A 25,196-nucleotide genomic window follows, 5' to 3' on the forward strand; every position below is an offset into this window, starting at 1 on the left:
GCCTAAGCGCCGGGAAACCATAGCGCGATTTCGCGCTTTGCTGAGTCGGTCGAGTCCGATCCGTGCACCAGATTGAATTGCGTTTCCAAGGCGAAATCACCGCGGATAGTGCCGGGTGTGGCCTTCTCGACCGGGTCGGTACCCCCCGCGAGCTGCCGCAATGCCGCGATCGCGCGCGGCCCCTCCACGATTGCCGCGACAACCGGTCCCGATGTGATGAAGTCCAGTAAGGACCCGAAAAAAGGTTTGCCGTCGTGCTCGGCGTAGTGCTGGCTGGCCAGCTCCGTGCTGACGTTGCGCAGCTCGAGTGCCGCGATGGTGAGCCCCTTGCGCTCGATGCGGCTGATGACCTCCCCGATCAGCCGGCGCTCGACACCGTCGGGCTTGATCAGTACCAAGGTCCGTTCCGTCACGGCCGACAGCGTACAGAATGAATCGGAACTCTAAGGGGGCGACGACTGCTCGTGCTGCTGGCGCCGCCGCACCTCGGCCCGCAAATACACGATGAGCAGCCACAATCCGCCGAACAGCACACCGACGAACCCCACCCCAGGGTAGACCGCGAACCCGACGAGGACCACCGCCTGAACACCGAGGTTCACCCAAATGGCCCAAGGCCTGCCCTGCACCCCGCACAGCAGGATCAACAGCACGGCGAGCCCGACCAGATAGCCCAGCGAGGCCCCGTCCAGTCCGCCGCCGACCGCGCCCACCACCGGTATCGCCAGCAGCACCACGACGGCCTCCAGAATCAGCGTCGCGGCCATGACGCCGCGGAAACTCTTCCAGGGGTCGCCGGCGGGCGGCGTGCGGCCGCTCTCGGTCACTGCGGATCACGACCAAACAACGAGCGTGCGGCCCCGGCGGTGACGACCGAGCCGGTGATCACCATTCCGGTGCCGGAGAACTCGCCGCCCTCACCGTCCGCGGTGGCGTCGTCCACCAGCGCGGACGCCACATCGATGGCGTCCCGCAGGGTGGCGGCGGTCAGCACCCGGTCGGGCCCGAACCGTTGCTCGGCGGCCAGCGCCAGTGACTCGACATCTAATGCCCGTGGCGATCCGTTGTGGGTCACGACCACCGAATGAAACGCCGGCTCCAGCGCCGCCAGGATGCCGTCGACGTCCTTGTCGGCCATCACACTGAGGACCCCGACCAGGTAGCGAAAGTCGAATTCACTGTCCAGCGTCTGCGCCAGCGCGGCCGCACCGGCCGGATTATGCGCGGCGTCAGTGAAAACCGTTGGGGCACTGCACATCCTCTCAAGACGACCGGGGCTGGTAACCGTGGCGAAACCGGCCCGCACCGCGTCGATGTCGAGCTGCCGCTGCGCGCCGGCGCCGAAGAACGCCTCGACCGCCGCCAGCGCCACCGCGCCGTTGTGCGCCTGATGTTCGCCATGCAGCGGCAGGTACACGTCGGAGTACACCCCGCCGAGTCCCTGCAACTGCAGCACCTGCCCGCCGATCGCGACTTGCCGGCCCATGACCGCGAACTCGGAATCCTCACGGGCCACCGCGGCGTCGGCCCGAACAGTCTGCGCCAGAAGGACTTCCATAGACTCTGGCGCCTGGCGGCCGATCACCGCGACGGTGTCGGGGGCGCCGTCGGGCGCGGTGGTGATGATGCCGGCCTTTTCCCCGGCGATGCCGGCAACGTCCGCGCCGAGATAGTCGACATGGTCAATGCCGATCGGGGTGATGACCGCGACCGGCGCATTGATCACGTTGGTGGCATCCCAACGCCCGCCCATGCCCACCTCGACCACTGCGACCTCGACCGGCGCGTCAGCGAACGCCGCGAACGCCATCGCGACTAGGACCTCGAACTTACTCATCGCCGGACCGCCCGCGGCCTGCGACTGCGCGTCGATCATCTGCACGAAGGGTTCGATCTCACGGTAGGTCGCAACGTACTGCGCTGGGCTGATTGGCTTTCCGTCGATGGCGATACGTTCCACTGCCGACTGCAGGTGAGGGCTGGTGGTGCGTCCAGTGCGCCGGTGCAGTGCCGTCAGCAGCGCATCGACCATGCGCACCACCGAGGTTTTGCCGTTGGTCCCGGCGACGTGAATCGACGGATAGCCGAGCTGAGGCGAGCCGAGCAGATCCATCAGTGCGCTGATACGGGTCAGGCTCGGTTCGATTTTCGTTTCCGGCCAACGCTGATCGAGCAGATGCTCGACCTGCAGCAGGGACGCGATCTCATCCGGGGTTGGGGCCGCACCGATGGCTCCTCCAGATTGGTCGAGGCAGTCCGGCGAATCGGTCATTGCAGCACGGCCAACTTGGCGGTGATGCGTTCGGTTTTCTCCTGAGCCAGCCGCTGCCGGTCACGAATCTTGGTGACGACGTTCTCCGGCGCCTTGGCCAAGAACTCCTCATTCGCCAACTTCGCTGCGGTGGAAGCCAACTCCTTCTGCGCCACCGCCAGGTCCTTCTCCAGCCGGCGCCGCTCGGCGGCTACGTCGATAGTGCCCGAGGTGTCGAGTTCGACGACGACCGTGCCGCCGCTGAGCCGAACCTCCAAAGACGCCGAGGCGCCGAACCCCGGTCCCGGCGCGGTGAGCCAGGCCAACGAAGTGACCGCAGCGACCTGAGTGCTCATATCGCATTGGTCGACACCGCCCAGCCGGGCCGGCACCTTCTTCCGGTCGGCCAGGCCCTGATCGCTACGGAATCTGCGAATCTCGGTCACCAACCGTTGCATGTCGGTAATCCGTTGATTGGCAACGTTATCCAGACCGATTCCGGATGGCGTCGGCCAGTCGGCGATGACCACCGACTCTTCGGTGGTCATCGCCTGCCACAGCACCTCGGTGATGAATGGGATGACCGGGTGCAGCAACCGCAGCAGCGTATCCAGTGTCGCGGCCAGCACGGCGGTCGTTCCGGTGCGTCCGTCGGCCAATTGGGTCTTGGCCAGCTCTACGTACCAGTCGCAGAACTCGTCCCACGCGAAATGGTAGAGCGCCTCACAGGCCCGGCTGAATTCGTAGCTGTCGAACGCCGAATCGACTTCGGCGCGAACCTCTTCCAATCGTCCGAGGATCCAGCGATCCGCGTCCGTCAACTCGGCTGGCAACGGCGCCAGCCGCGCGCCGTTGAGCAACGCGAATCGGGTGGCGTTGAACAGCTTGGTGCAGAAATTGCGGGAGGACCGGACATGATCCTCGCCGACGAACAGGTCGCCGCCGGGGCTGGCGCCGCGGGCAAGGGTGAACCGCAGCGCGTCGGCCCCGAACAGCTCCACCCAGTCCAGCGGGTCGATGACGTTGCCCTTGGACTTGCTCATCTTGTGGCCGGACTCGTCGCGGACCAGTCCATGCAAGAAGACGTTGGTGAACGGGACCTGTGGCTTACGCGCTCCGTCGAGGGTGATCGCGTCGTCACCGCCGACGAAGGTGCCGAACATCATCATGCGGGCCACCCAGAAAAACAGGATGTCATACCCCGTCACCAAAACACTTGTCGGATAAAACTTTTCCAGTTCCGGGGTCCGCAATGGCCAGCCCAGGGTGGAGAACGGCCACAACGCCGAGGAGAACCAGGTGTCCAGCACGTCGGGGTCTTGCTCCCAGCCCTCCGGCGGTGTTTCGTCAGGTCCGACGCACTTCTGTTCGCCGTTGGGCCCGTGCCAGATCGGAATACGGTGACCCCACCACAGCTGCCGTGAAATGCACCAGTCGTGCATGTCGTCCACCCAGGCGAACCAGCGCGGCTCGAGGCTGGCGGGGTGAATCACGGTGTCGCCGTTTCGGACCGCGTCGCCGGCCGCCTTGGCGAGTGATTCGACTCGGACCCACCACTGTAGCGACAGCCGGGGCTCGATCGGTTCACCGCTGCGCTCGGAGTGCCCGACACTGTGCAGATAAGGTCGCTTTTCCTCGACAACCCGACCCTGCGTGGCCAGCGCCTCACGGACCGCGACGCGGGCCTCGAAGCGGTCCATACCGTCGAATTGCGTTCCGGTGCCCACGATCCGTCCCTTGGTGTCGAGGATCGAAATCATCGGCAACTCATGACGCAGCCCGATGTCGAAGTCGTTCGGGTCGTGAGCGGGCGTGACTTTGACGGCGCCGGTCCCGAATTCGGGGTCCACGTGTTCGTCGGCGACGATGATGAGCTGCCGGTCCAAGAACGGGTGCGGCAACTTGGTACCGACCAGGTGCCGATAGCGCTCGTCGTCGGGGTGCACCGCAACGGCGGTGTCCCCCAACATCGTTTCTACCCGGGTGGTGGCGACGACGATGTGCGGTTGCAAATCGTCCAGCGAGCCGTAGCGGAACGACACCAGTTCGCCTTCGACGTCGAGGTAGTTGACCTCGAGGTCCGAGATCGCGGTTTCCAGCACCGGCGACCAGTTCACCAGCCGCTCGGCCTGGTAGATCAGCCCGGCGTCGTAGAGCCGCTTGAAAATGGTTCGCACCGCACGGGACAAGCCCTCGTCCATGGTGAATCGATCGCAGTCCCAGTCCACCCCGTCGCCGAGGCGGCGCATCTGGCCGCCGATCGCGCCGCCGGACTCCCGCTTCCAGTCCCAGACCTTCTCGATGAACAGCTCGCGGCCGAAGTCCTCTTTGGTCTTGCCGTCGACGGCGAGCTGTTTTTCCACCACGCTCTGCGTCGCGATGCCGGCGTGGTCCATGCCGGGCTGCCACAACACCTCATAACCCTGCATGCGTTTGCGGCGGGTCAGGGCGTCCATCATGGTGTGTTCCAGCGCGTGGCCCATGTGCAGGCTGCCGGTGACGTTCGGCGGTGGCAGCACGATCGAGTAGCCCGGTTTGGAGCTGGTGGGGTCCGCCTTGAAGTAGCCCGCCGTCACCCACGACTGATAGATCGCGGCCTCCATCGCACCCGGATCCCACGACTTGGGCAGCTCGGCGGCGGAGTTGGGGCTGGCGGTCACCGGTCAATTCTAGGAAGCGTTACCTGGGCGTGTGTAGCCCACACAGGCCCGTCGGCCGCGTAGAGCACCAGGTTGCAGTCGTCCTGAAATACGAGCCGGACATCTTTCTTGCCCTGGGTGTTTCTTGCCCTGGGTGCCGGTGTGCCAGACCGGCTTGTCCGGGGCGTACAGCACGAAGTTGCCGTCGGGCTGCACTTCGGCGCGCACCACATCCTGGTCATTGGTCGCGCTCGCCCACAGCGCTTCGCCACGCGCAGCCAGCACCAGGTTCCCGTCGGCTTGCAGGGTGAGGGTGTCGGCGCCGTTGTTCGAGGCGAGCTACTTCCCACGCTCCAGCTTTGTCCTTGAGTCAGCGTGTCCGACATGACTTCCCTCTCGTCTTCGCACCGATTGCACGTGCCGTCTCGGTTCGGCACGGCAGCGGGGGCGTGATCTACCCAGCGGGTCAAATGCCGCCGGCTGCAGAGCGACAATCGCCGCCCGCAACCCCGCTCACACACGGGTCCGTGGATTAAATTTTTGAATTAACCCCTTTCGGGCTAAAACGCGCCGTAAGGGACCCAATGGCGTTCGTCGCCAATCGCTTACGCGATAGAAGTGAGGGGTTTTTCCCCGTAGCTGATCCAGGAGGTTGTAACCTCACCACTGCAGTGGGGGCCGAGCCGGCGGAATTGGCACCGGGCGTATCTTCGACACGTGGCTATCTCGTGACGATAACGAGAAGAGCACGATACGCATTCTTAAATATTTCTGCAGGTCAACTGTGTCTTTTCCGAGGCGAATCGCAAGTCAAGTCCTATGCTCGATCGTGACCCGAATAACGCATTTTTGTGACGTGGGACGCCCATTTTGCACGTTTAGAAGCGCCGCTTGCCCGCCCGTGTGACACCAGTCGAGCCGTCCCACGCCACACCGGTCGAAACACGAGCCTTTGGACGGTGCACCACCGAGAGGATTTTGCTATTAATCTAAAGATATTATTTTGCAACGTAATTCGTAAGACAAATACACGATGGCGCCGAGAGTCCTTGCGCCAAAGTAGTAGCTGCAACGCCTTACACGCACCCGTGCCGGCGGTGCCAACCCACGTGTCTCGGACTCGTCGATGCCGCCAGCGCACACCTGCACTTCGGTTTGCACCGGACAATTTGCCGAGAAAATGAACGGCGGGTTTATCCGATGGATGGACCACAGTTTCCGCAGGTAAAGACCTGGCCCGTTCGTCGGCGGTCCCGAAGTTCCCTCTGTCCCGATGTCGTACGCCGTCGCATTCGAGCGGACGCGTGAACCATTACTATGCCGGGCGCACATTGACCGACCTAAAGGGAAAATAAATGAGAACTAATTAAGCAATTAATCACTTAGCCAGCTCGCGCAATTACACCATAGCTCGTCAATTAGGCGCCAACGTGACCATTAATTCGCGTGACGCAGTTAAAGCAAAGTCCTATCAGACGCTGGGCGCACCAGCGCGCGGAACTTGGCCCCGGTGTTGACGTTGGTCAACGGCCACGAATCCGGCAGCACGATCTGCTGGGCGTCGGAGGCATCGATGAGGGCGCTCATCTTGCGCTCGCCGGCGGCCACCAGTGCCTCGATCCGGTCGGCCAGCTCGGTCCGATACACCGCGGCCAGGTAATGGCTGCGACCGTCCCATGGCAGCACGACTTCGGCGTCGGTCTTGGTAGCGAGCCGCATCAGGTCGTCGATCAATTCAGCTGTGAGCAGCGGCATGTTGACTGCGCACACGAACGCGTGCCGTGCACCGGCTTCTGCGGCCGCGCGCAACCCCCGCCCGGCGGCGGGCAACGGTCCCAGCCCCTGGATCTCGTCACGGATCACGCGCGCGGTCAGCTGAGGCAACGGTTGGCCCGGCGCGGCTACCACGAAGACCAGATCGCAGCGCTGCGTGAGAACGCCGACGACGAACTCGACCATCGTGGCCGCGCCATCGGGCCCCGGCAGGGTGGCCTTGTCGCGGCCCATGCGTCGCGATTCGCCCCCGGCAAGCACTACCCCGGCCAACGACACGGCATCGGTCACGGCCTCAGCCCCCCCTGGTCGACGGTCCAGGTATCGCGGCCACGCAGCAGCGTTTGGAGGGCGGTGGTGTCGAACGGGGTCGACGACTGGGCCGCGGCGACCTGGGCGCGGGCGGCGTCGTCGTAGGTGGGCCGGGTGATGTCCCGGAATATGCCCAGCACGGTGTGGTCGAGGTTCTGCTCCGAGAGCCGCGACAGCGCGAACGCGTAGGCCGAGTTGTCGGCGCGCGCATCGTGCTTGACGATCTCGTCGACCGCCACGTCGGCGGTCTTGGCGACCTCGAGGCTGAAGCCCGACTTCACCACGCAGTATTCGCCGTTGGCGCCGAACACGATGGGTTCGCCGTGGCGGACATTGATCACCCGGTCCTCGGCGCCCTCCTTGCGCAGCGCGTCGAAGGAACCGTCGTTGAAGATCGGGCAGTCTTGCAAGATCTCGACCACTGCGGCGCCGCGGTGCTCGACGGCGCCGCGCAGCACCTCGGTCAGCCCGGGTCGGTCGGAGTCGAGCGCGCGCCCGACGAAGGTCGCCTCGGCGCCCAGCGCCAGCGACACCGGGTTGAACGGGTGATCCAGCGAGCCCATCGGGGTCGACTTGGTGATCTTGCCGACCTCGGAGGTCGGCGAGTACTGGCCCTTGGTCAGCCCGTAGATCCTGTTGTTGAACAACAGGATCGTGATGTTGACGTTGCGGCGCAGCGCGTGAATCAAATGGTTGCCGCCGATCGACAGCGCGTCACCGTCGCCGGTGACCACCCAGACCGACAGATCCTCGCGGGCCAGCGCCAGACCAGTGGCGATCGCCGGGGCGCGGCCGTGGATCGAGTGGAACCCGTAGGTCTCCAGGTAGTACGGGAAGCGGCTGGAGCAGCCGATGCCGCTGACGAAGACGATGTTCTCGCGGCGCAACCCGAGCTCGGGCAGAAAGTTGCGGATGGTGTTGAGGATGACATAGTCGCCGCAGCCCGGGCACCAGCGCACCTCTTGGTCGCTGGTGAAGTCCTTGCTCTTCTGCGGCTGATCCTCCGGCGTCAAGGTGGGCACGCCGTCGTTCTTCTTCAACCTCGGGGTCAACCCGAGGTCCGTGCCCGCCAAGTCGCCGGCAATCCGACTCGTCATGCGTTAGCTCCCGCTCCAACCGTCGCTGCAGCCATTCTGGCGACCATCGTCTTGTCCTGCTCGATTTCGGCAAGCGTTCCCGCCAACGCAGCCCGAATCACCCGCCCGATTTCGTCGGCCAGGAACGCGATGCCCTGCACCTTGGAGACCGACTGCACGTCGACCAGATACCTGCTGCGCAGCAGCATCGCCAGCTGGCCCAGGTTCATTTCGGGGGCCACCACTCGCGGGTATCGGCGCAGCACATCGCCGAGGTTGGCCGGGAACGGGTTCAGGTACCGCAGATGAGCGTGCGCAACCTTGATGCCCTTGCGCCGCGCCCGCCGGCAGGCCTCACCGATCGGACCGTAGGAGCTGCCCCACCCGATCAGTAGCAGCTCGGCGTCACCGGTCGGGTCGTCGACCTCCAGGTCGGGAACCGTGATGCCGTCGATCTTGGCCTGGCGCAACCGCACCATCAGGTCGTGGTTGACCGGCTCGTAGGAGATGTTGCCGGAGCCGTTCGCGGCCTCCAGCCCGCCAATGCGGTGTTCCAGACCGGGCGTTCCCGGCACGGCGAATTGCCGAGCCAGCGTCTCCGGGTCACGGGCGTAGGGTTGGAACGGCTCGTCCGGCTTGGCGAAGGTGTGCGTGATCGGCTGCAACGACGACACGTCCGGGATCTGCCAAGGCTCCGAGCCGTTGGCGATCGCGCCGTCGGACAACACGATCACCGGGGTGTGGTAGGAGACCGCGATGCGTGCCGCCTCGATGGCGGTCTCGAAGCAGTCAGACGGCGACTTGGGCGCGACCACCGCGACCGGCGACTCGCCGTTGCGGCCGAACAGCGCCTGCAGCAAGTCGGCCTGCTCGGTCTTGGTGGGTAGACCGGTCGACGGGCCGCCGCGCTGTACGTCGATGACCAGCAGCGGCAGTTCCGTCATCACCGCAAGCCCGAGCGCCTCGGACTTCAGTGAGATACCGGGGCCGGAGGTGCTGGTGACGCCCAGCGCGCCGCCGTAGGAGGCGCCGATCGCCGCGCAGACACCGCCGATCTCGTCCTCGGCCTGGAAGGTGATGGCGTTGAAATTCTTGTGCCGGGACAGCTCGTGCAGAATGTCCGAGGCCGGCGTGATCGGGTAACTGCCGAGCACGACGGGAATGCCGGCGAGCTGACCGGCCGCAACGATCCCGTAGGCCAGGGCCGTGTTGCCGGAGATCTGGCGGTACTCACCCGGCGGCAGGATCGCCCGCGTCACCTCGTAGGTGGTGCCGAAAGCCTCGGTGGTCTCGCCGTAGTTCCAGCCCGCCTTGAGGGCGAGCACGTTGGCCTCGGCGACGTCGGGCTTGCGGACGAACTTCTCCCGGATGAAGTTCTCGCTGGTCTGGATCGGGCGCCCGTACATCCACGACAGCAGACCGAGGGCGAACATGTTCTTGGCCCGCTGGCCGTCCTTCTTCGACGCACCAATCGCTTCGACGGCGCCCAGCGTCAGCGTGGTCATCGCGACCGAGTGGACAACATAGTCGGACAATTCGCCGGTTTCTAGCGGGTTGGCGACATAACCGACTTTTGTCAGGTTGCGCTTGGTGAATTCATCGGAATTCGCAATCACCATTCCGCCGCGCGGCAGATCGCCAATGTTGGCTTTCAATGCGGCCGGATTCATGGCCACCAAGACGTCCGGCCGGTCACCGGCGGTGAGGATGTCGTAATCGGCGATTTGGATCTGGAAGGACGAGACACCGGGCAAAGTTCCTGCGGGGGCCCGAATCTCGGCAGGGTAGTTCGGCTGTGTCGCGAGGTCATTGCCGAAAAGCGCTGCCTCCGAGGTGAACCGGTCACCGGTCATCTGCATACCGTCGCCCGAGTCACCGGCGAACCGGATGACCACTTGTTCAAGGCGCTGACGGTGCGGCGCCCCATTGTTATGAGATTCAGATCCGGCTCCGCTGCCATTCGGATCCACGTCTGCACCTCTCATTGCTCGACCGGACGGGCACTCGTGTCAAAGTTTCAGGTTACGCGCGACGAAAGAACTTATCGCCCCACTCGATTGCATGAGACCGGCAGTACCAAATTATTGCACTGGTCGTCCGATCGGAAGAACGTCCGAAGCTGCGTGTCTTTAAGGTTATCTTAGGCAAAATGCGTGATCAGGGCGTGCTACTGGCGAGTACGACTAAACATGTGGTGTTGGTCACGTGCCGTGGCAAATTCGGGCGGCCTCGACGAGGCGAATGAACGATCCCCTGGAACAGCTTGTTCCGGGGGATCGCCTGACTCCTCAACGCGGCTGACGCCGCTTGATTGTCGTCAGGCGCTCTTGTCGCGGCGCTCGGAGCGCGAGGGCTTACGCGGCACGATCGTCGGCAACACGTTGTCCTGGACGGTTTCCTTGGTGACGACCACCTTGGCGACGTCGTCGCGGCTGGGGATGTCGTACATCACCGGCAGCAGGACTTCCTCCATGATGGCGCGCAGACCCCGGGCACCGGTGCCGCGGTGGATCGCCTGGTCGGCGATCGCCTCCAGCGCGTCGTCGGTGAACTCCAGCTCCACGCCATCCATCTCGAACAGCCTGGTGTACTGCTTGACCAGAGCGTTCTTCGGCTCGGACAGGATCTTGACCAACGACTCCATATCGAGGTTGGTGACCGAGGCGACGACCGGCAACCGGCCGATGAACTCGGGGATCAGGCCGAACTTGATCAGGTCCTCGGGCATCACTTCGGCGAAGTGGTCGGTGGTATCGATCTCGGCCTTGGAGCGCACCTCGGCACCGAAGCCCAGGCTCCGCTTGCCGACGCGCTCGTAGATGATCTTCTCCAGCCCGGCGAACGCACCCGCAACGATAAACAACACGTTGGTGGTGTCGATCTGGATGAACTCCTGGTGCGGGTGCTTGCGGCCTCCCTGCGGGGGAACCGACGCCTGGGTGCCCTCCAGGATCTTCAGCAGCGCCTGCTGCACGCCCTCGCCGGAGACGTCGCGGGTGATCGAGGGGTTCTCACTCTTGCGGGCGATCTTGTCGACCTCGTCTATGTAGATGATGCCGGTCTCGGCGCGCTTGACGTCGTAGTCGGCCGCCTGGATCAGTTTGAGCAGAATGTTCTCGACGTCCTCACCGACGTAACCGGCCTCGGTCAGTGCAGTGGCGTCGGCGATGGCGAACGGGACGTTGAGCATCTTGGCCAGCGTCTGCGCCAGATAAGTTTTGCCGCACCCGGTCGGGCCGAGCATCAGGATGTTCGATTTGGTCAGCTCGACCGGTTCGCACCGGGAGTCACGACCCTTTTCCCCGGCCTGAATTCGCTTGTAATGGTTGTAGACGGCGACCGCGAGCGTCCGCTTGGCGGTGTCCTGCCCGATGATGTAGCCCTCCAGGAACTCCCGGATCTCGGCCGGCTTGGGCAGCTCGTCGAGTTGGACATCGTCGGCGTCAGCAAGCTCCTCTTCGATGATCTCGTTGCAGAGATCAATGCACTCATCGCAGATGTAGACACCCGGGCCCGCAATGAGTTTCTTAACCTGCTTTTGGCTCTTCCCGCAGAATGAGCACTTCAGCAGATCACCGCCGTCTCCGATGCGCGCCATGGTGCCTCAGTGCCTACTTCCTGTTCGCCGTACGCTTTAACGTGCCGCATGTATTCCACCGACGCTACCCGCTAGATCGGGCCCGCCGCGACCATTAGCACCGAATCGCGTCGGTGGTATTCATGCCTGTCCGAAAACATATAGCCCGACACCGCCCGCACCGGCCGAGACGCACTTTCCGTTCTTTGGCGTGTCGCGGTCGTTACCCCACCGAGGCTGGTCACGCCGTACAGACCGGTTGCCCGGCCCCACCCTACAGTGGCATGGGTGGGAATGGCTGCCGAATCTTTTTGGCCCGCCGATTCCGTTTTGATCAGCGACGGCGGGCTGGCGACCGAGCTGGAGGCGCGCGGCCACGACCTGTCCGACGCGCTGTGGTCGGCGAGGTTGCTGTCCGATGCCCCGCAAGAGATCGCCGCAGTACACACCTCCTATTTTCGGGCCGGTGCCAAGATCGCGACGACCGCCAGTTATCAGGCATCGTTCGAAGGCTTTTACGCGCACGGTATTGGACGCGACAAAGCGGTCGAATTACTGGGTCGCAGCGTCGAACTCGCCGCAACCGCACGCGACGCGACCGGCGGTACTCTGGTCGCCGCGTCGATCGGACCGTATGGCGCCGCGCTGGCCGACGGATCTGAATACCGCGGACGTTATGGCCTTTCGGTCGCGCAACTGATGCGCTGGCACCGCCCGCGACTCGAGATATTGGCCGGCGCCGGCGCGGACCTGCTGGCCCTGGAAACCGTGCCCGACATCGACGAGGCCGAGGCGCTGGTCGATCTGGTGCGTGCGGTCGGCAAGCCGGCCTGGCTGAGCTACACCATCGACGGTACCCGAACCCGCGCCGGACAACCACTGACCGAGGCGTTCGCGGTGGCCGCCGGCGTCGACGAAATCGTCGCGGTCGGCGTCAACTGCTGCAGCCCCGACGACGTGCAGTCTGCGATCGAAATCGCCTCTGCCGCAGGAAAACTCGTGATCGTCTACCCGAACAGCGGTGAGCAGTGGGACGGGCACGCCTGGACGGGTGTGTCACGGTTTTCCGCGGACCTGGCCCGGCAGTGGATCGCGGCCGGGGCCCGCATCGTCGGCGGATGCTGCCGGGTGACGCCCGCCGACATCGCGGCCCTGGCCGGTATCGCCAGACGCCGTTAGTTGGTCTGCGCGGACAGCTTCCGGTACTCAAGCACGGTGTCGATGATCCCGTAGTCCTTGGCCTCTTCGGCGGTCAGGATCTTGTCACGGTCGGTGTCCTTGCGGATCACTGACGGTTCCTTGTTGGTGTGCCGAGCCAACGTGGTCTCCATCAGCGTGCGCATCCGCTCGATCTCGGCGGCCTGGATCTCCAGGTCGGAGAACTGGCCCTGGATCACGCCCTGCAGCGACGGCTGGTGGATCAGCACCCGCGCGTTGGGCAGCGCCATCCGCTTACCCGATGTTCCGGCGGCCAGCAGCACCGCCGCGGCCGAGGCGGCCTGGCCCAGGCACACCGTCTGGATGTCGGCGCGCACGTACTGCATGGTGTCGTAAATCGCCATCAGGGAGGTGAACCCGCCGCCGGGCGAGTTGATGTACATGGTGATGTCGCGATCCGGGTCCAGCGACTCGAGCACCAGCAACTGGGCCATGATGTCGTTCGCCGACGCGTCGTCGACCTGAACGCCGAGGAAGATGATGCGTTCCTCGAACAGCTTGTTGTACGGGTTCGACTCCTTGACACCGAAGCTGGAGTGCTCGATAAACGACGGCAGGATGTAGCGCGCCTGAGGCTGCAAGTCGGGACACTGGGGACTCATCGGGCTTCTCCATTGGTGATGTGGGCGGCGCGGGTGATGATGTGGTCGACGAAGCCGTATTCCAGCGCCTCCTGCGCGGTGAACCACCGGTCGCGGTCCGAGTCGGCCTCGATGCGTTCGATCGGCTGGCCGGTGAACTCGGCGTTCAGCCGGAACATTTCCTTCTTGATGACGTGGAACTGCTCGGCCTGGATGGCGATGTCGGCCGCGCTACCGGTCACCCCACCGAGCGGCTGGTGCATCAGGATGCGGGCGTGCGGCAACGCGAACCGCTTGCCCTTGGTGCCGGCCGCCAACAGGAACTCGCCCATCGAGGCGGCCATGCCCATCGCGTAGGTGGCGATGTCGCAGGGCGCCAGCACCATCGTGTCGTAGATGGCCATCCCGGCGCTGATCGAGCCGCCGGGAGAGTTGATGTAGAGGTTGATGTCTTTGTCGCTGTCCTCGGCGGCGAGCAGCAGAATCTGCGCGCACAACCGGTTGGCGACCTCGTCGTTCACCTCCGAACCCAGGAAGATGATGCGCTCAGAGAGCAAGCGCTCATACACCGAGTCCGTAAGGTTGAGGCCCACCGAGTTCGAACGCATGTCAGTCACGACAGGGTTACCCGCTTTCTCGAGATCTGTACTCACCGACACTAACCAACCGAGGCCGCCGTTTCGCGCCGCGCACCCCGCGTTCGCTCACAGCGTCAAGGCTGAGTTACTTGTCGCAGGGCTCTGCGGTCGTGTCGTCGGCGTTTTCGGAGTAGTCCTGGGCGGAGTCTTGAGTGCCGGCCCTCGCGCGGTGCGGGAAGAATTCGCTCGTGTCGATGACACTGCCGTCGGTGTCGGTGACCGTCGCCGCCGAGACCACCGCGGCGATCGCCAACCCGCGCCGCACGTCGACGAACATGGCGGGCAGCTGGTTGCTCTCCTGCAGGTAGGTGAACAGCTGTTGCGGTTCGATGCCGTACTGCCGCGACGTGGCGACCAGGCGCTCAGTCATGTCGTCCTGGCCAACCTGGATCTGCAGCTCGTCGGCCAGCGCGTCGAACAACAGCTGGCGCCGCACGTCGGTCTCCACCGCGGTGCGCGTCTCGGCCTCGAATTCTTCGCAGGTCTTGCCCTGCTTGGCGAGCACCTCGGCGAACCGGTCTTCGTCGTTACCGACGCTGTCGATGGCGCCGTGCACGGCGCTGTCGAACTGGGCCTGCACGATCGCCTCGGGCAGCGGCACGTCGACCTGTTCGAGCAGCGCGTCCATCGCGGCTTGCTGAATCTTTTCCGCCTGCTGGGCGCGCTTGATCCGGGCCACCTGGTCGCGCAGGTTGGTGCGCAGATCCTCGATGGTGTCGAATTCGCTTGCCAATTGCGCGAATTCGTCGTCTGGCTCGGGCAGTTCGCGTTGCTTGATGGTCTTGACGGTCACCGTGACCTGCGTGTCCTGGCCGGCGTGCTCGCCGGTCGCCAGCTTGGCGGTGAATTCCTTGGACTCGTCGGCCGACATGCCGATGAGCGCGTCGTCGAGGCCCTCGATGAGCCGGCCGGAGCCAACCTCGTGCGACAGGCCTTCCGCGGCGGCGCCCGGCACCTCTTCGCCGTTCACGGTGGCCGACAGGTCGATCGAGACGAAGTCACCGTCGGCGACCGGCCGGTCCACTCCGGTCAGGGTGCCGAACCGGGCGCGCAGCGACTGCAGTTCGGCTTCGACGTCCTCGTCGCTGACCTCGATCGGCTCCACCGAGACCTGCAACGAACTCAGGTCCGGAAGGATGAGCTCAGGACGGACGTCGACCTCGGCGGTGAACGCGAGGTCTTCGCCGTACTCTTTCTTGGTCACCTCGATCTCGGGACGGCCGATAGGGTGCACCTCGGTCTCGGTGACCGCCTGCCCGTACCGGGTCGGCAGCGCTTCGTTGACGACCTGGTCGAGCATCTCCTCCCGGCCGAACCGGGCCTCGAGCAACTTCGTAGGCACCTTGCCGGGCCGGAATCCCGGCAGCCGGACCTGCTTGGCCAGCTCCTTGTAGGCGCGCTGGAAATCGGGTTCGAGTTCGGTGAACGGCACCTCCACGTTGATGCGCACCCGGGTAGGGCTCAACTGCTCGACGCTGCTCTTCACGAGTGTGCTCCTTGATGGTCGTTCTGTGGTGGCCTCGCGAGCCGGCTGGGTTGCGGCGCGGTGCTTGTCGGGGTGACAGGATTTGAACCTGCGGCCTTCCGCTCCCAAAGCGGATGCGCTACCAAGCTGCGCTACACCCCGCGCTGACCTCGCGATCCTACGGCCCTCCCGTACCAGCAGGGCCACCGACTTCGGAGCGAACTCAAGACCTCAACAATGCATTCACGAATCTGCGTCGATTAGATTTGATGTTCGCAGCCAGATACAGTCTCGCTCGACTAATGCATGCGGGCGTAGCTCAATGGTAGAGCCCTAGTCTTCCAAACTAGCTACGCGGGTTCGATTCCCGTCGCCCGCTCGGGGTAGGTAGCTCCACAGAAAGGCGCCATGAGCGACCTTGCACTTGAAGCCACCATCAAGGGCTCCTGCGCGCCGGACTTCATCGGGGTTCGCGAGGCGTTCGAGCGCAATTTCACCCTGCAACTCGAACAGGGCGCGGCCGTCGCCGTCTGGGTCGACGGTGACCTCGTGGTCAACCTCTGGGGTGGCTGGGCCGACGCGGCCGCGACACGGCCCTGGCAGCAAGACACGCTGACCACGGTGCTGTCCGGCACCAAGGGACTCTCGGCCACCTGCATGCATCAGCTCGTCGATCGCGGTGAGGTCGATTTGCACGCCCCGATCACCCGGTACTGGCCGGAATTCGGACGGGCCGGCAAAGAGCGCATCCCGCTGGCCATGGTGATGAGCCACCGGTCCGGGGTCATTGGGCCGCACGCCCCGATGACCTGGGAACAAGTCTGCGACTGGGACTACGTCTGCGAACAACTGGTGATCGCCGAACCGTGGTGGGAGCCCGGCACCGCCCAGGGCTACCACATGACCACGTTCGGTTTCATCGTCGGCGAGGTGTTCCGCCGGGTGACCGGCCGCACGATCGGCCAGTACCTGCGCGCCGAGATCGCCGAACCGCTGGGCGCCGACGTCCACATCGGCCTGTCCCCCACCGATCAGCTGCGCTGCGCCGAGCGAGTCAACAAGCCACACATGCGCGACCTGATCGCCCACGTTCCCAGCCACCCGACCAGTCTGGCCGATCACCCGAAGGCAGGCCTGGCGATCGCGATGGGTTGGGCCCCCGACGACGAGGTCGGCTCCTATGACCTCGACCGTTGGCGCGCGCTCGAATTCCCCGGCACCAACGGGCAGGTGTCGGCGCTGGGCCTGGCGACGTTCTACAACGCGCTCGCACAGGAGAAGCTGCTGAGCCGTCAGCACATGGACGTCATCCGGGAGTGCCAGGGCGGCCTCGGGACCGACCTGGTGCTCGGACCTCGGGTCGCCGACCACGGTTGGGGGCTGGGCTACATGCTCAACCAGCGTTGCGTCAACGGGCCCAACCCCCAGATTTTCGGCCACGGCGGACTCGGCGGCTCGTTCGGGTTCGTCGACCTCGAGCACCGCATCGGTTACGCCTACGTGGCGAACCGGTTCGACGCCACCAAGGCCAATGCCGACCCACGCAGCCTTGCCCTCAGCAACGAGGTCTACGCCACCCTCGGGGTCGACGTCTCCGGCTTCTCGATGTGAGACGTGCCCCGCCGACCGAAGCCGACGGGGCAAGTATTGTTGGCAGGGGCCTCAGGGATGCCATCCAGGAGGCGGCGGCGAACCCCAGGGCCGCTCGGGCGACGGCGGTCCACCCCATCCGGGACCGCGGTCCCACGGGCGATCCGGCGGCGGTGGGCCGCCGCGCCAATCATGGCAGTTATTCCAGTCCCAGTTGTTGCCCCAGCCCGGGTTCCCAGAACTCTCCCGGGGCACCACTGCGGGAAGGGCCTGGGCACCGCGACCGCGTCGGCGGCGAGGCCGACGCCAGCCAGACCCGCAACCGCGGCTCCGGCGAAAATCGTTAGCAGCTAAACGAGGAATGATCTTCACAAGTCATTTTTACCCGGACCAAGTCAATCGAAAACTATAGACGCCAGCGTTTCTCGCTGTCAGTTTCCTGCCAATCCGGCGGCCGGTGCGACGGTCACTTATGACAGGTCGGGCACCAGAACAGGTTGCGCCCTTCCAGCACCGCCGTGCGGATCGGAGTGCCGCAAACGCGGCAGGGTTCACCCGCGCGCCGGTAGACGTAGGTGCGGGGCCGGTCCGGCCGGTACGACGGCAAACCGTGATCGTGCTCGGGCCGAACCACGATGATCTTGCCGCGCCGCGGCCGACCTTCATCAGCGCTACCAGATTCCGCGGCGCTGATCGATCGTCCGGGCCAATACGGGTCGATCCGATGCCGGAACAACAACTTGCTGCGGTAGACGTTGCCCACCCCGGCGATGACTCCCTGATCCATCAACAGCGCGCCGATAGGCCTGCGTGACTTCGTATTCGGGTCCACGTCCACAACGGGTCGGCCTCGCTGCGTAACGGGTCGGGGCCGAGCTTGGCCACGACGTCGCTGACCGCACCCTCGTCGATCACCTCGCAGACAGTCGGGCCGCGCAGGTCGGTGCCGTACTCGGCGCCGACCATCCGGATGTGTACCTGGCCGACCGCTTCGAGCAGTGTCGCGTCGGGCCTGCGTTCGAATTCGGTGAAGGTGCCGTAGAGACCCAGGTGCACGTGCATGATCGGGCCGTTGGGGTAGTGGTGGAACAGGTGCTTGCCCCAGGCGCTGGACTTGCGCAGCACCTGCCCGTCGACCACGGCCGCCGGCCCGGCGAACTGCCCCTGCGGGCTGGACACGGCCGCCGGCGCACCGCCGAACCACCGTTGGTGCAACCGGGCCAGCCGATGCAGGGTATGTCCCTTGGGCAACGCGCTTAAGCCTGCGCGCCCGGCACCGGAGGCGCTTGATGCGTCCGCTCGTACTCGTCGAGAATGTCGATACGCCGTTGGTGGCGTTCGGCTTTCGACCACGGCGTGGCCAGGAACGCGTCGACGAAGCTCAGCGCTTCATCGACGGTGTGCATCCGCCCGCCGATCCCGATCAGCTGCGCGCTGTTGTGTTCACGTGCCAGCGAGGCAGTCTCGACGCTCCACGCCAGCGCGCAACGCGCACCCGGCACCTTGTTGGCCGCGATCTGCTCGCCGTTGCCCGATCCGCCAAGCACGATGCCGAGGCTGTCCGGGTCGGCCACCGTGCGCGTCGCGGCGTCGATGCAGAACGCCGGGTAGTCGTCCTCGGCATCGTAACTGAAAGCGCCGCAATCGATCGACTCGTGCCCGGTTTTCTTCAGATGCTCGATGATCGCTTGCTTGAGCTCGAATCCGGCGTGGTCGGCACCCAGGTAGACGCGCATGCGCGACATTGTGCACGACCGTCAGGCCAGAGCAGCGGCTGACCTAGTCGAATTCGGGCGCCTCGGTCCGGGTCCGCTTGAGCTCGAAGAAGTGCGGGTAGGAGGCGAAGATCACCGAAGCGTCCCACAACTTGCCGGCCTCTTCGCCGCGCGGAATCTTCGACAGCACGGGACCGAAGAACGCCACCCCGTTGACGTGGACGGTCGGCGTGCCGACGTCGTCGCCGACTGCGTCCATCCCGGCGTGGTGGCTCTTGCGCAACGCCTCGTCGTAGTCGGTGCTGGTGGCGGCCTTTGCCAGATCGGCCGGCAGACCCCCGTCGGCCAGCGACAGCTTGATCACCTCGTTAAGATCCTGGTTGCCTTCATTGTGAATTCGAGTGCCCATCGCGGCGTACAGCGGTGCCAATACCGCCGAGCCGTGCGCCTGCTCGGCGGCGATCGCCACCCGCACCGGCCCCCAGGCACGCTTCATCATCTCCGGGTATTTCTCCGGCAGGTCTTCCCGGTTCTCGTTGAGCACGGCGAGGCTCATCACGTGGAAGTTCACCTTGATGTCGCGGACCTTCTCGACCTCGAGGATCCAGCGCGAGGTGATCCAACACCATGGGCACAGCGGATCGAACCAGAAATCAGCTTGGTCTTGCACAGGGGTCTTCTCGGACATGGCCAGTCCTCTCCGCGGAGTCGGGTATTCGGAAACGGTCACAACACCGTCCAGCACAACGGTAGTCGCCGCGCGAGCGTTCCCGTTTCGCACCGCGAAACGGGAACACCACTAAGCTGGACGAGTAGCACTTCCTAACCTGACTCGCGACCAAACGGTCGAGCGCGCCGCCCTTGTCACCGTCGACAGCTACTAGATCAACCTCGACCTGACCGACGGCTCCGGAGGGCCCGGCGAAAGTACGTTTCGCTCCACCACCACCCTGGTGTTCGACGCGCTGGCCGGCGCCGACACGGTCATCGACTTGTCGCCGAGACCGTTCGCAGCGCGACCTCAACGGACGGGAGGTGGACGTCACCGGATACGACGAATCCACCGGCATTCCGTTGCGCGGTCTGGCCGACCGCAACGTCGTCGTCATCGACGCCGATTGCCGCTACTCCAACACCGGCGAGGGCCTGCACCGCTTCGTCGACCTGGTGGACAACGAGACCTACCTGTACTCGCAGTTCGAAACCGCCGACGCCAAGCCAATGTTCGCCTGCTTCGACCATCCCGACCTCAAAGCGACCTTCGACCTGCGGGTGACGACACCGGCGCACTGGAAGGTGATCTCGAACGATGCCCCGTGTCCGTCGAGGAATCGGGCGGCACCAGCGTACACCTTCGCGGTCACCCCGCGCATGGGCACTTACCTGGTCGCGTTGATCGCGGGTCCCTACGCCGAATGGAAAGACTCCTACCGCGACGAGCACGGCGAGATTCCGCTCGGCATCTACTGCCGGACCTCGCCTGCCGAACACATGGACCCGGAGCAGTTGTTCACCGAGACGAAGCAAGGATTTGCCTTCTACCACAAGAACTTTGACTTTCCCTACGCGTTCGGCAAGTACGACCAGCTGTTCGTACCCGAATTCAACGCCGGCGCAATGGAAAACGCCGGGGCGGCGCACCGAGACGGTGCTACACGAGATGGAGCACATGTGGTTCGGTGACCTGGTGGGATGACTTGTGGCTCAACGAATCCTTCGCCGCCTTCGCCTCGGTGCTCTACCAGTCCGAAGCCACCGAATGCACCTCGGCGTGGACGACGTTCGCGACCGTCGAAAATCGTGGGCTTACCGCCAGGACCAACTGCCGTCGATGCACCCGATCGCCGCCGACATCCCCGGCCTGCACGCGGTCGAGGTGAACTTTACGGCATCACCTACGCGAAGGGCGCGTCGGTACTCAAGCAGCTCGTCGCCTACGTCGGGCTGGAAAGGTTCTTGGCCGGCCTTGCGCGACTACTTCCGGGCGCACGCGATCGGCAATGCCACGTTCAGCGATCTGCTGACCGCGCTGGAGCGGGCGTCGGGCCAAGATCTGTAGAATTGGGGTCAGCAGTGGCTGAAGACCACCGGGCTGAATACGTTGCACCCAGAATTTCGAGGTGGACGCCCGAGCTGCGGGCCCGCGACTTTGTCGCATTGGTCTCGAAGGGCGTGCCGGCCGAGGCGGAAGTCGGCGTAGCTCAGCGGCTGCTGCAGGCCCAGACGGCGCTGGGTTCCTACGCGGAGCCGGGCTGGGCGCATCGTCACCGCACTGGCCGCCGCCGGTGATGTCGACGCCGACGGGCTCGAGACACGGTTCATCGATGCCGAGGTGCAGCGCGATCCGACGGCGACCGGCAAGCGCCACGGCGCCCAGGCTACCGCGGCTCGCCCACAACTCGCGGTCAAGGAGCAGACGTTCACCACCGTGATCGAAGACGACACCCTGCCCAACGCGACTACCCGCTCCATCGTCGCCGGTTTCGGCGCGCCCGGTCAGTCGGAGTTGCTAAAACCGTTCACCGCCCTGTATTTCCAGGCGATTCCCGGCGTGTGGGCGCGGCGCTCCAGCGAGGTCGTGCAGACCGGTCGTGATCGGGATGTATCCGTCGTGGGACATCAGCGAGGAGGCGATCGCCGCCGACGACGAGTTCCTGGCCGCTCCGGAGTCGGAGGTGCCCCCGGCCCTACGCCGCCTTGTGCTGAAGGGCCAGGGCGGGGGTGAAGCGGGCGCTGCGGGCCCGCGCCTTCGACAGCGGTCCGGCCGGAGGTTAGGCCGGGGAGATTCCCGCGCTGAGCACGCGGATGGCGCTGATCAGGCCGTCGACCAGATTGCCCTGCTCGAACGCCGACGACGCGGCGGCAACACCGAGCGGGGCGGCCGACTCGGCGCCGCGTCCGCGGACATCCGCGCCGTACACGACCTCGATGACGGATTGGTTGGGCGACACCGCCAACAACACCGCGTTGTTCGCCGTCGGCACCTTGGCCAGGATCTCGCGAGCCCGGGCCGCTGTGTCGCCGCCCAGGTCGCCCAGGTAGATGGCGAACCGGGTCCTCGACTGACGGGAGGCGTATTTCAGGGCGTCGTCGATCGCGACGAGATCCTTTATTGGGAACGGGTAGTGCGACGACAGCTCACCGGGCTCGGTGACGGCGGATACCCGCCCGCTGCTCGTAATCGCGAAACCCTTGGGCAGCCCGGCGGGCTTTCTGGTCGCTACCTCACCATGTGCCACTGGCGCCACCTCCGACTGAGAACTCCGATGCGTGGTGTCCGTGTGACCCACCGACGTCCTCGTCGGTGGCCGCCCACAGAATCGGCGGATGCGTCCACGGTTCGGACATCTTGTAGGTCGCGGGGTGCGGTCCCTTGTGCGACCAGATCAGCGCCGCCAGCACGATCACCAGCAATGCCGGGATTCCGACCACCAACCGGTGAATCTCCATAACGCTCACGACGCAAACCGTATCCCACGCGGTGCCGCCACGACGCGCGAGACACCCCTTTGATGGTCAGGCCGCGCCCTCGCCCAGATACCGGGCCCAGGCGGGGTCCACCTCCTTGACCGTCGACAGCAGTCGCCAGTGCTGCCCGGTCGGCGGCAGCGGGGCCCGCCGCAGTGCCCAGCCGAGCTCGGTCAACAGCTTGTCGCCCTTGCGATGGTTGCACGCCGAGCAGCAGGCGACGCAGTTCTCCCAGGAGTGCTCGCCGCCGCGGCTGCGGGGCACCACGTGGTCGACCGTGTCCGCCTTTGCGCCGCAGTAAGTGCAGCAGAAGCAGTCGCGGTGCATCGACGCGGCGTGGTTCATTGGCACCCGGGCCCGGTAGGGCACCCGGACGTAGGACCGCAACTGGATCACCGACGGCACGACGATCGATTGGGTCGCGGAGTGGATGACCGGTCCGCCGGGATCGTGGTGCACCACGTCGTCCTAGCCGCAGATCACCATCACTATGACCCGCCGCATCGGCAGCGCGGTCAGCGGCTCATACGTGGAATTCAGCAGCAACACCCGGCGACGGCTCCAGATCGACGCGCTGTCGTGCCGGGTGGGTGGATGGGTGTCGGCGCCCCGGGTGGGGTGGTGGGAAAGACTATGCAACGACGATGCGGGCGTGGGTCCGGTCAGCCCTGCCGCGCCAGCCGAACTGCGGTGGCTGCGGCGCTTCTTGCCCTGCGCCATGAATCCTCCGCCGATAGTCCACCATGATTCGCCGCCAATCGCACGCCTAATTGCAGGTGCGCGGCCGGGTCGAACCAGTGAACAGCAGGAGTGCGTCGGGCCGATTTGACGTTGCCGACGTGCCAATGCGCCACAATGGGAGGCGATGGATCAGGTGCAACAGTCCTTTTACGACGCAGTCGGCGGTGCCGAAACCTTCAAAACGATCGTGGCGCGCTTCTACGCCCAGGTCCCCGAGGATGAGATCTTGCGGGAGGTGTATCCCCTCGACGACTTGGCGGGCGCCAAAGAGCGGCTGCGGATGTTCCTCGAGCAGTATTGGGGTGGCCCACGCACCTACTCCGAGCAGCGCGGACATCCCCGGTTGCGGATGCGTCACGTGCCGTTCCGGATCACTCCCATCGAACGCGACGCATGGCTGCGCTGCATGCAGACCGCCGTCGCGTCCATCGACGCCCAGACGCTCGATGACGAACACCGTCGCGAACTGCTCGACTATTTGGAAATGGCCGCCCACTCACTCGTCAATTCATCGTTTTGATGCCGGAGAACCGAACGGAGCAGCATGGGCCCCACATGGTGGTCAAACGCGGTTTTTTACCAGGTCTATCCACGGTCGTTTGCCGACACGAACGGCGACGGCGTCGGTGATATCGACGGTGTGGTGGCCCACCTGGACCATCTCGAGCGGCTCGGGGTGGACGCCATCTGGCTCAACCCGGTCACCGTCTCGCCGATGGCCGATCACGGCTACGACGTCGCCGATCCGCGCGCCATCGACCCGCTGTTCGGTGGGATGCCCGCGATCGAACAGCTGATCGCGGCGGCGCACGAGCGTGGCATCAAGATCACAATGGACGTGGTGCCCAACCACACCAGCTCGGCCCACCCGTGGTTTCAGGCGGCACTGGCCGCGGGGCCAGGCACCGACGCGCGGGATCGGTATTTCTTCCGCGACGGGAAGGGCGCCGACGGGGAGCTGCCGCCCAACAACTGGACCTCGGTGTTCGGCGGGTCGGCCTGGACGCGGGTGGTGGAACCGGACGGCAGCCCGGGCCAGTACTACCTGCATCTGTTCGACACCGAGCAGCCCGACCTGAACTGGGAGCATCCGGACGTCTTCGACGATTTCGAGAAGACGCTGCGGTTCTGGCTTGAGCGCGGTGTGGACGGCTTTCGCATCGATGTGGCCCACGGCATGGCCAAGCCGGCCGGCCTGCCCGACGCCAAGGGCGACGTCAAGGTGTTGAGCCACAGCGACGACGACCCGCGGTTCAACAACCCGAACGTGCACGACATTCACCGCCGCATCCGCAAGGTCGTCGACGAGTATCCCGGCGCGATGACGATCGGCGAGGTGTGGGTGATGGACAACCTGCTGTGGGCCGAGTACCTGCGGCCCGACGAACTGCATCTGGGATTCAACTTCCGGCTGACGAAGATCGAGTTCGACGCCGCCGAGATCCACGACGCGATCCGGAATTCGCTTGCGGCCACGGCGATCTACGAGTCCGAGCCGACGTGGACGCTGTCCAATCACGACGTGGGCCGCGAGGTGACCCGCTACGGCAACGGCGAGGCCGGGCTGCGCCGCGCCCGGGCGATGGCGATGGTCATGCTCGCGCTGCCAGGCACGGTGTTCATCTACAACGGCGAGGAGCTGGGGCTGCCCGACATGCTGGACCTGCCCGAAGAGGTGCTGCAGGACCCGACGTGGGAACGTTCGGGCCACACTGAGCGGGGCCGCGACAAGTGCCGGGTTCCGCTGCCCTGGTCCGGTGCGGCACCCCCGTTTGGGTTCTCCAGCTCCCCCGACACCTGGTTGCCGATGCCCGCGAACTGGGCATCGCTGACGGTGGAGAAGCAGGAGGCCGACCCCGCTTCGACCTTGTCGTTTTTCCGCACGGCACTTGAATTGCGGAGAAAGCGAAGCGAATTCGAGGGCGAGCTGGAGTGGCTGACCGCGTCGGCCGACGGACTGGTGTTCCGCCGCGCGGCCGGCGGGCTGATCTGCGCGCTGAACACGGGTGCGCGGCCCCTGCCGCTGCCGGCCGGCGAGGTCATTTTGGAGAGCGCGCCAGTGGTCGACGGTCAGTTGCCGGCCGACACGGCGGTCTGGCTGGTTTAGAGCACGTCGCGGACGCAAGCGCCGAGACGCCCGTTCCTCTATATC

19 protein-coding genes, 2 tRNA genes and 4 pseudogenes are annotated in these 25,196 nt (G+C 65.2%); 6 read left to right on the forward strand and 19 right to left on the reverse strand.

Features of this window, described 5'->3' with window-relative positions:
• Window positions 1-2 precede the first annotated feature (2 nt).
• From ndk to clpX, 9 genes and pseudogenes are all read right to left on the reverse strand, one after another.
• The gene (gene ndk, locus FQ389_RS00475) at window positions 3-413 is read right to left on the reverse strand and encodes a nucleoside-diphosphate kinase (protein ID WP_144205774.1); all 411 of its coding nucleotides are present in this window, start codon (window positions 411-413) and stop codon (window positions 3-5) included.
• Window positions 414-443: 30 nt separating this feature from the next.
• A complete protein-coding gene (locus FQ389_RS00480; RefSeq protein ID WP_144205888.1) occupies window positions 444-767 on the reverse strand; it encodes a DUF4233 domain-containing protein in 324 nt (107 codons plus the stop codon).
• A gap of 56 nt (window positions 768-823) precedes the next feature.
• A complete protein-coding gene (gene folC, locus FQ389_RS00485; RefSeq protein WP_144205775.1) occupies window positions 824-2,272 on the reverse strand; it encodes a bifunctional tetrahydrofolate synthase/dihydrofolate synthase in 1,449 nt (482 codons plus the stop codon).
• Complete coding sequence (locus FQ389_RS00490; RefSeq protein ID WP_144205776.1) at window positions 2,269-4,911, reverse strand: valine--tRNA ligase; 2,643 nt, start codon at window positions 4,909-4,911, stop codon at window positions 2,269-2,271. The genes folC and FQ389_RS00490 overlap by 4 nt, the downstream gene beginning before the upstream one ends.
• An 11-nt stretch (window positions 4,912-4,922) precedes the next feature.
• Window positions 4,923-5,276, reverse strand: a pseudogene (locus FQ389_RS00495) (LysM peptidoglycan-binding domain-containing protein); the annotation flags it as partial.
• A gap of 1,069 nt (window positions 5,277-6,345) precedes the next feature.
• The gene (mobA, locus tag FQ389_RS00500) at window positions 6,346-6,954 is read right to left on the reverse strand and encodes a molybdenum cofactor guanylyltransferase (RefSeq protein ID WP_144205777.1); all 609 of its coding nucleotides are present in this window, start codon (window positions 6,952-6,954) and stop codon (window positions 6,346-6,348) included.
• Window positions 6,951-8,072 (reverse strand): 2-oxoacid:ferredoxin oxidoreductase subunit beta, encoded by a 1,122-nt coding sequence (locus tag FQ389_RS00505; RefSeq protein WP_144205778.1) that lies wholly within the window; start codon window positions 8,070-8,072, stop codon window positions 6,951-6,953. Before FQ389_RS00505 ends, mobA begins: the two co-directional genes overlap by 4 nt.
• Window positions 8,069-10,021 (reverse strand): 2-oxoacid:acceptor oxidoreductase subunit alpha, encoded by a 1,953-nt coding sequence (locus tag FQ389_RS00510; protein ID WP_144205889.1) that lies wholly within the window; start codon window positions 10,019-10,021, stop codon window positions 8,069-8,071. Before FQ389_RS00510 ends, FQ389_RS00505 begins: the two co-directional genes overlap by 4 nt.
• A gap of 347 nt (window positions 10,022-10,368) precedes the next feature.
• Complete coding sequence (clpX, locus tag FQ389_RS00515) at window positions 10,369-11,649, reverse strand: ATP-dependent Clp protease ATP-binding subunit ClpX (RefSeq protein WP_144205779.1); 1,281 nt, start codon at window positions 11,647-11,649, stop codon at window positions 10,369-10,371.
• 273 nt (window positions 11,650-11,922) lie between these two features.
• Here clpX and mmuM point away from each other — a divergent pair, with 273 nt between their 5' ends.
• Window positions 11,923-12,807 (forward strand): homocysteine S-methyltransferase, encoded by an 885-nt coding sequence (gene mmuM, locus FQ389_RS00520; protein WP_144205890.1) that lies wholly within the window; start codon window positions 11,923-11,925, stop codon window positions 12,805-12,807.
• Here the strand turns inward: mmuM and clpP2 are convergent.
• From clpP2 to FQ389_RS00540, 4 genes are all read right to left on the reverse strand, one after another.
• Entirely contained in the window at window positions 12,804-13,448 is a 645-nt protein-coding gene (gene clpP2 / locus FQ389_RS00525) for an ATP-dependent CLP protease proteolytic subunit ClpP2 (RefSeq protein WP_144205780.1), read from the reverse strand. The two genes, mmuM and clpP2, sit on opposite strands and share 4 nt — an antisense overlap.
• The gene (locus FQ389_RS00530) at window positions 13,445-14,035 is read right to left on the reverse strand and encodes an ATP-dependent Clp protease proteolytic subunit (RefSeq protein WP_144205891.1); all 591 of its coding nucleotides are present in this window, start codon (window positions 14,033-14,035) and stop codon (window positions 13,445-13,447) included. The genes clpP2 and FQ389_RS00530 overlap by 4 nt, the downstream gene beginning before the upstream one ends.
• A 115-nt stretch (window positions 14,036-14,150) precedes the next feature.
• Window positions 14,151-15,551, reverse strand: coding sequence for a trigger factor (gene tig, locus FQ389_RS00535; RefSeq protein ID WP_186296216.1), 1,401 nt, complete (start codon window positions 15,549-15,551; stop codon window positions 14,151-14,153).
• 67 nt (window positions 15,552-15,618) lie between these two features.
• Window positions 15,619-15,692: transfer RNA gene (locus FQ389_RS00540), tRNA-Pro, on the reverse strand.
• Window positions 15,693-15,838: 146 nt separating this feature from the next.
• Here FQ389_RS00540 and FQ389_RS00545 point away from each other — a divergent pair.
• Window positions 15,839-15,909, forward strand: a tRNA-Gly gene (locus tag FQ389_RS00545).
• 29 nt (window positions 15,910-15,938) lie between these two features.
• Window positions 15,939-17,141 (forward strand): serine hydrolase domain-containing protein, encoded by a 1,203-nt coding sequence (locus FQ389_RS00550; protein ID WP_144205781.1) that lies wholly within the window; start codon window positions 15,939-15,941, stop codon window positions 17,139-17,141.
• A gap of 445 nt (window positions 17,142-17,586) precedes the next feature.
• Here FQ389_RS00550 and FQ389_RS00560 read toward each other — a convergent pair.
• From FQ389_RS00560 to FQ389_RS00570, 3 genes and pseudogenes are all read right to left on the reverse strand, one after another.
• Window positions 17,587-18,371: pseudogene (locus FQ389_RS00560) on the reverse strand (Fpg/Nei family DNA glycosylase).
• A gap of 5 nt (window positions 18,372-18,376) precedes the next feature.
• Window positions 18,377-18,856, reverse strand: coding sequence for a ribose-5-phosphate isomerase (locus FQ389_RS00565; protein WP_186296226.1), 480 nt, complete (start codon window positions 18,854-18,856; stop codon window positions 18,377-18,379).
• A 43-nt stretch (window positions 18,857-18,899) separates the two neighbouring features.
• On the reverse strand, window positions 18,900-19,523 hold the full coding sequence (locus FQ389_RS00570; RefSeq protein ID WP_144205783.1) for a mycothiol-dependent nitroreductase Rv2466c family protein: 624 nt from the start codon (window positions 19,521-19,523) through the stop codon (window positions 18,900-18,902).
• 139 nt (window positions 19,524-19,662) lie between these two features.
• Between FQ389_RS00570 and FQ389_RS00575 the strand changes: the two are divergent.
• Window positions 19,663-21,462, forward strand: a pseudogene (locus FQ389_RS00575) (M1 family aminopeptidase); the annotation flags it as partial.
• A gap of 144 nt (window positions 21,463-21,606) precedes the next feature.
• On the opposite strand, the gene FQ389_RS00580 reads toward FQ389_RS00575, so the two are convergent.
• From FQ389_RS00580 to FQ389_RS00590, 3 genes and pseudogenes are all read right to left on the reverse strand, one after another.
• Window positions 21,607-22,074 carry a DUF5130 domain-containing protein gene (locus FQ389_RS00580; RefSeq protein WP_144205784.1) on the reverse strand — a complete coding sequence of 156 codons (468 nt, stop codon included), beginning with the start codon at window positions 22,072-22,074 and terminating at the stop codon, window positions 21,607-21,609.
• Window positions 22,061-22,285 (reverse strand): aa3-type cytochrome oxidase subunit CtaJ, encoded by a 225-nt coding sequence (ctaJ, locus tag FQ389_RS00585; protein WP_144205893.1) that lies wholly within the window; start codon window positions 22,283-22,285, stop codon window positions 22,061-22,063. Before ctaJ ends, FQ389_RS00580 begins: the two co-directional genes overlap by 14 nt.
• A gap of 66 nt (window positions 22,286-22,351) precedes the next feature.
• A pseudogene (locus tag FQ389_RS00590) lies at window positions 22,352-23,023 on the reverse strand (HNH endonuclease).
• Between the two features lie 154 nt (window positions 23,024-23,177).
• Here FQ389_RS00590 and FQ389_RS00595 point away from each other — a divergent pair.
• Window positions 23,178-23,564: a globin gene (locus tag FQ389_RS00595; protein WP_144205894.1), complete on the forward strand. Its 387-nt coding sequence runs from the start codon at window positions 23,178-23,180 to the stop codon at window positions 23,562-23,564.
• 24 nt (window positions 23,565-23,588) lie between these two features.
• Window positions 23,589-25,151, forward strand: a complete 1,563-nt coding sequence (locus FQ389_RS00600) for a glycoside hydrolase family 13 protein (protein WP_144205785.1) — start codon at window positions 23,589-23,591, stop codon at window positions 25,149-25,151.
• The last annotated feature ends 45 nt before the right edge of the window (window positions 25,152-25,196 follow it).

Origin of the sequence: Mycobacterium tilburgii (assembly GCF_902168065.1) — a bacterium.
GTDB classification, from domain to species: domain Bacteria; phylum Actinomycetota; class Actinomycetes; order Mycobacteriales; family Mycobacteriaceae; genus Mycobacterium; species Mycobacterium tilburgii.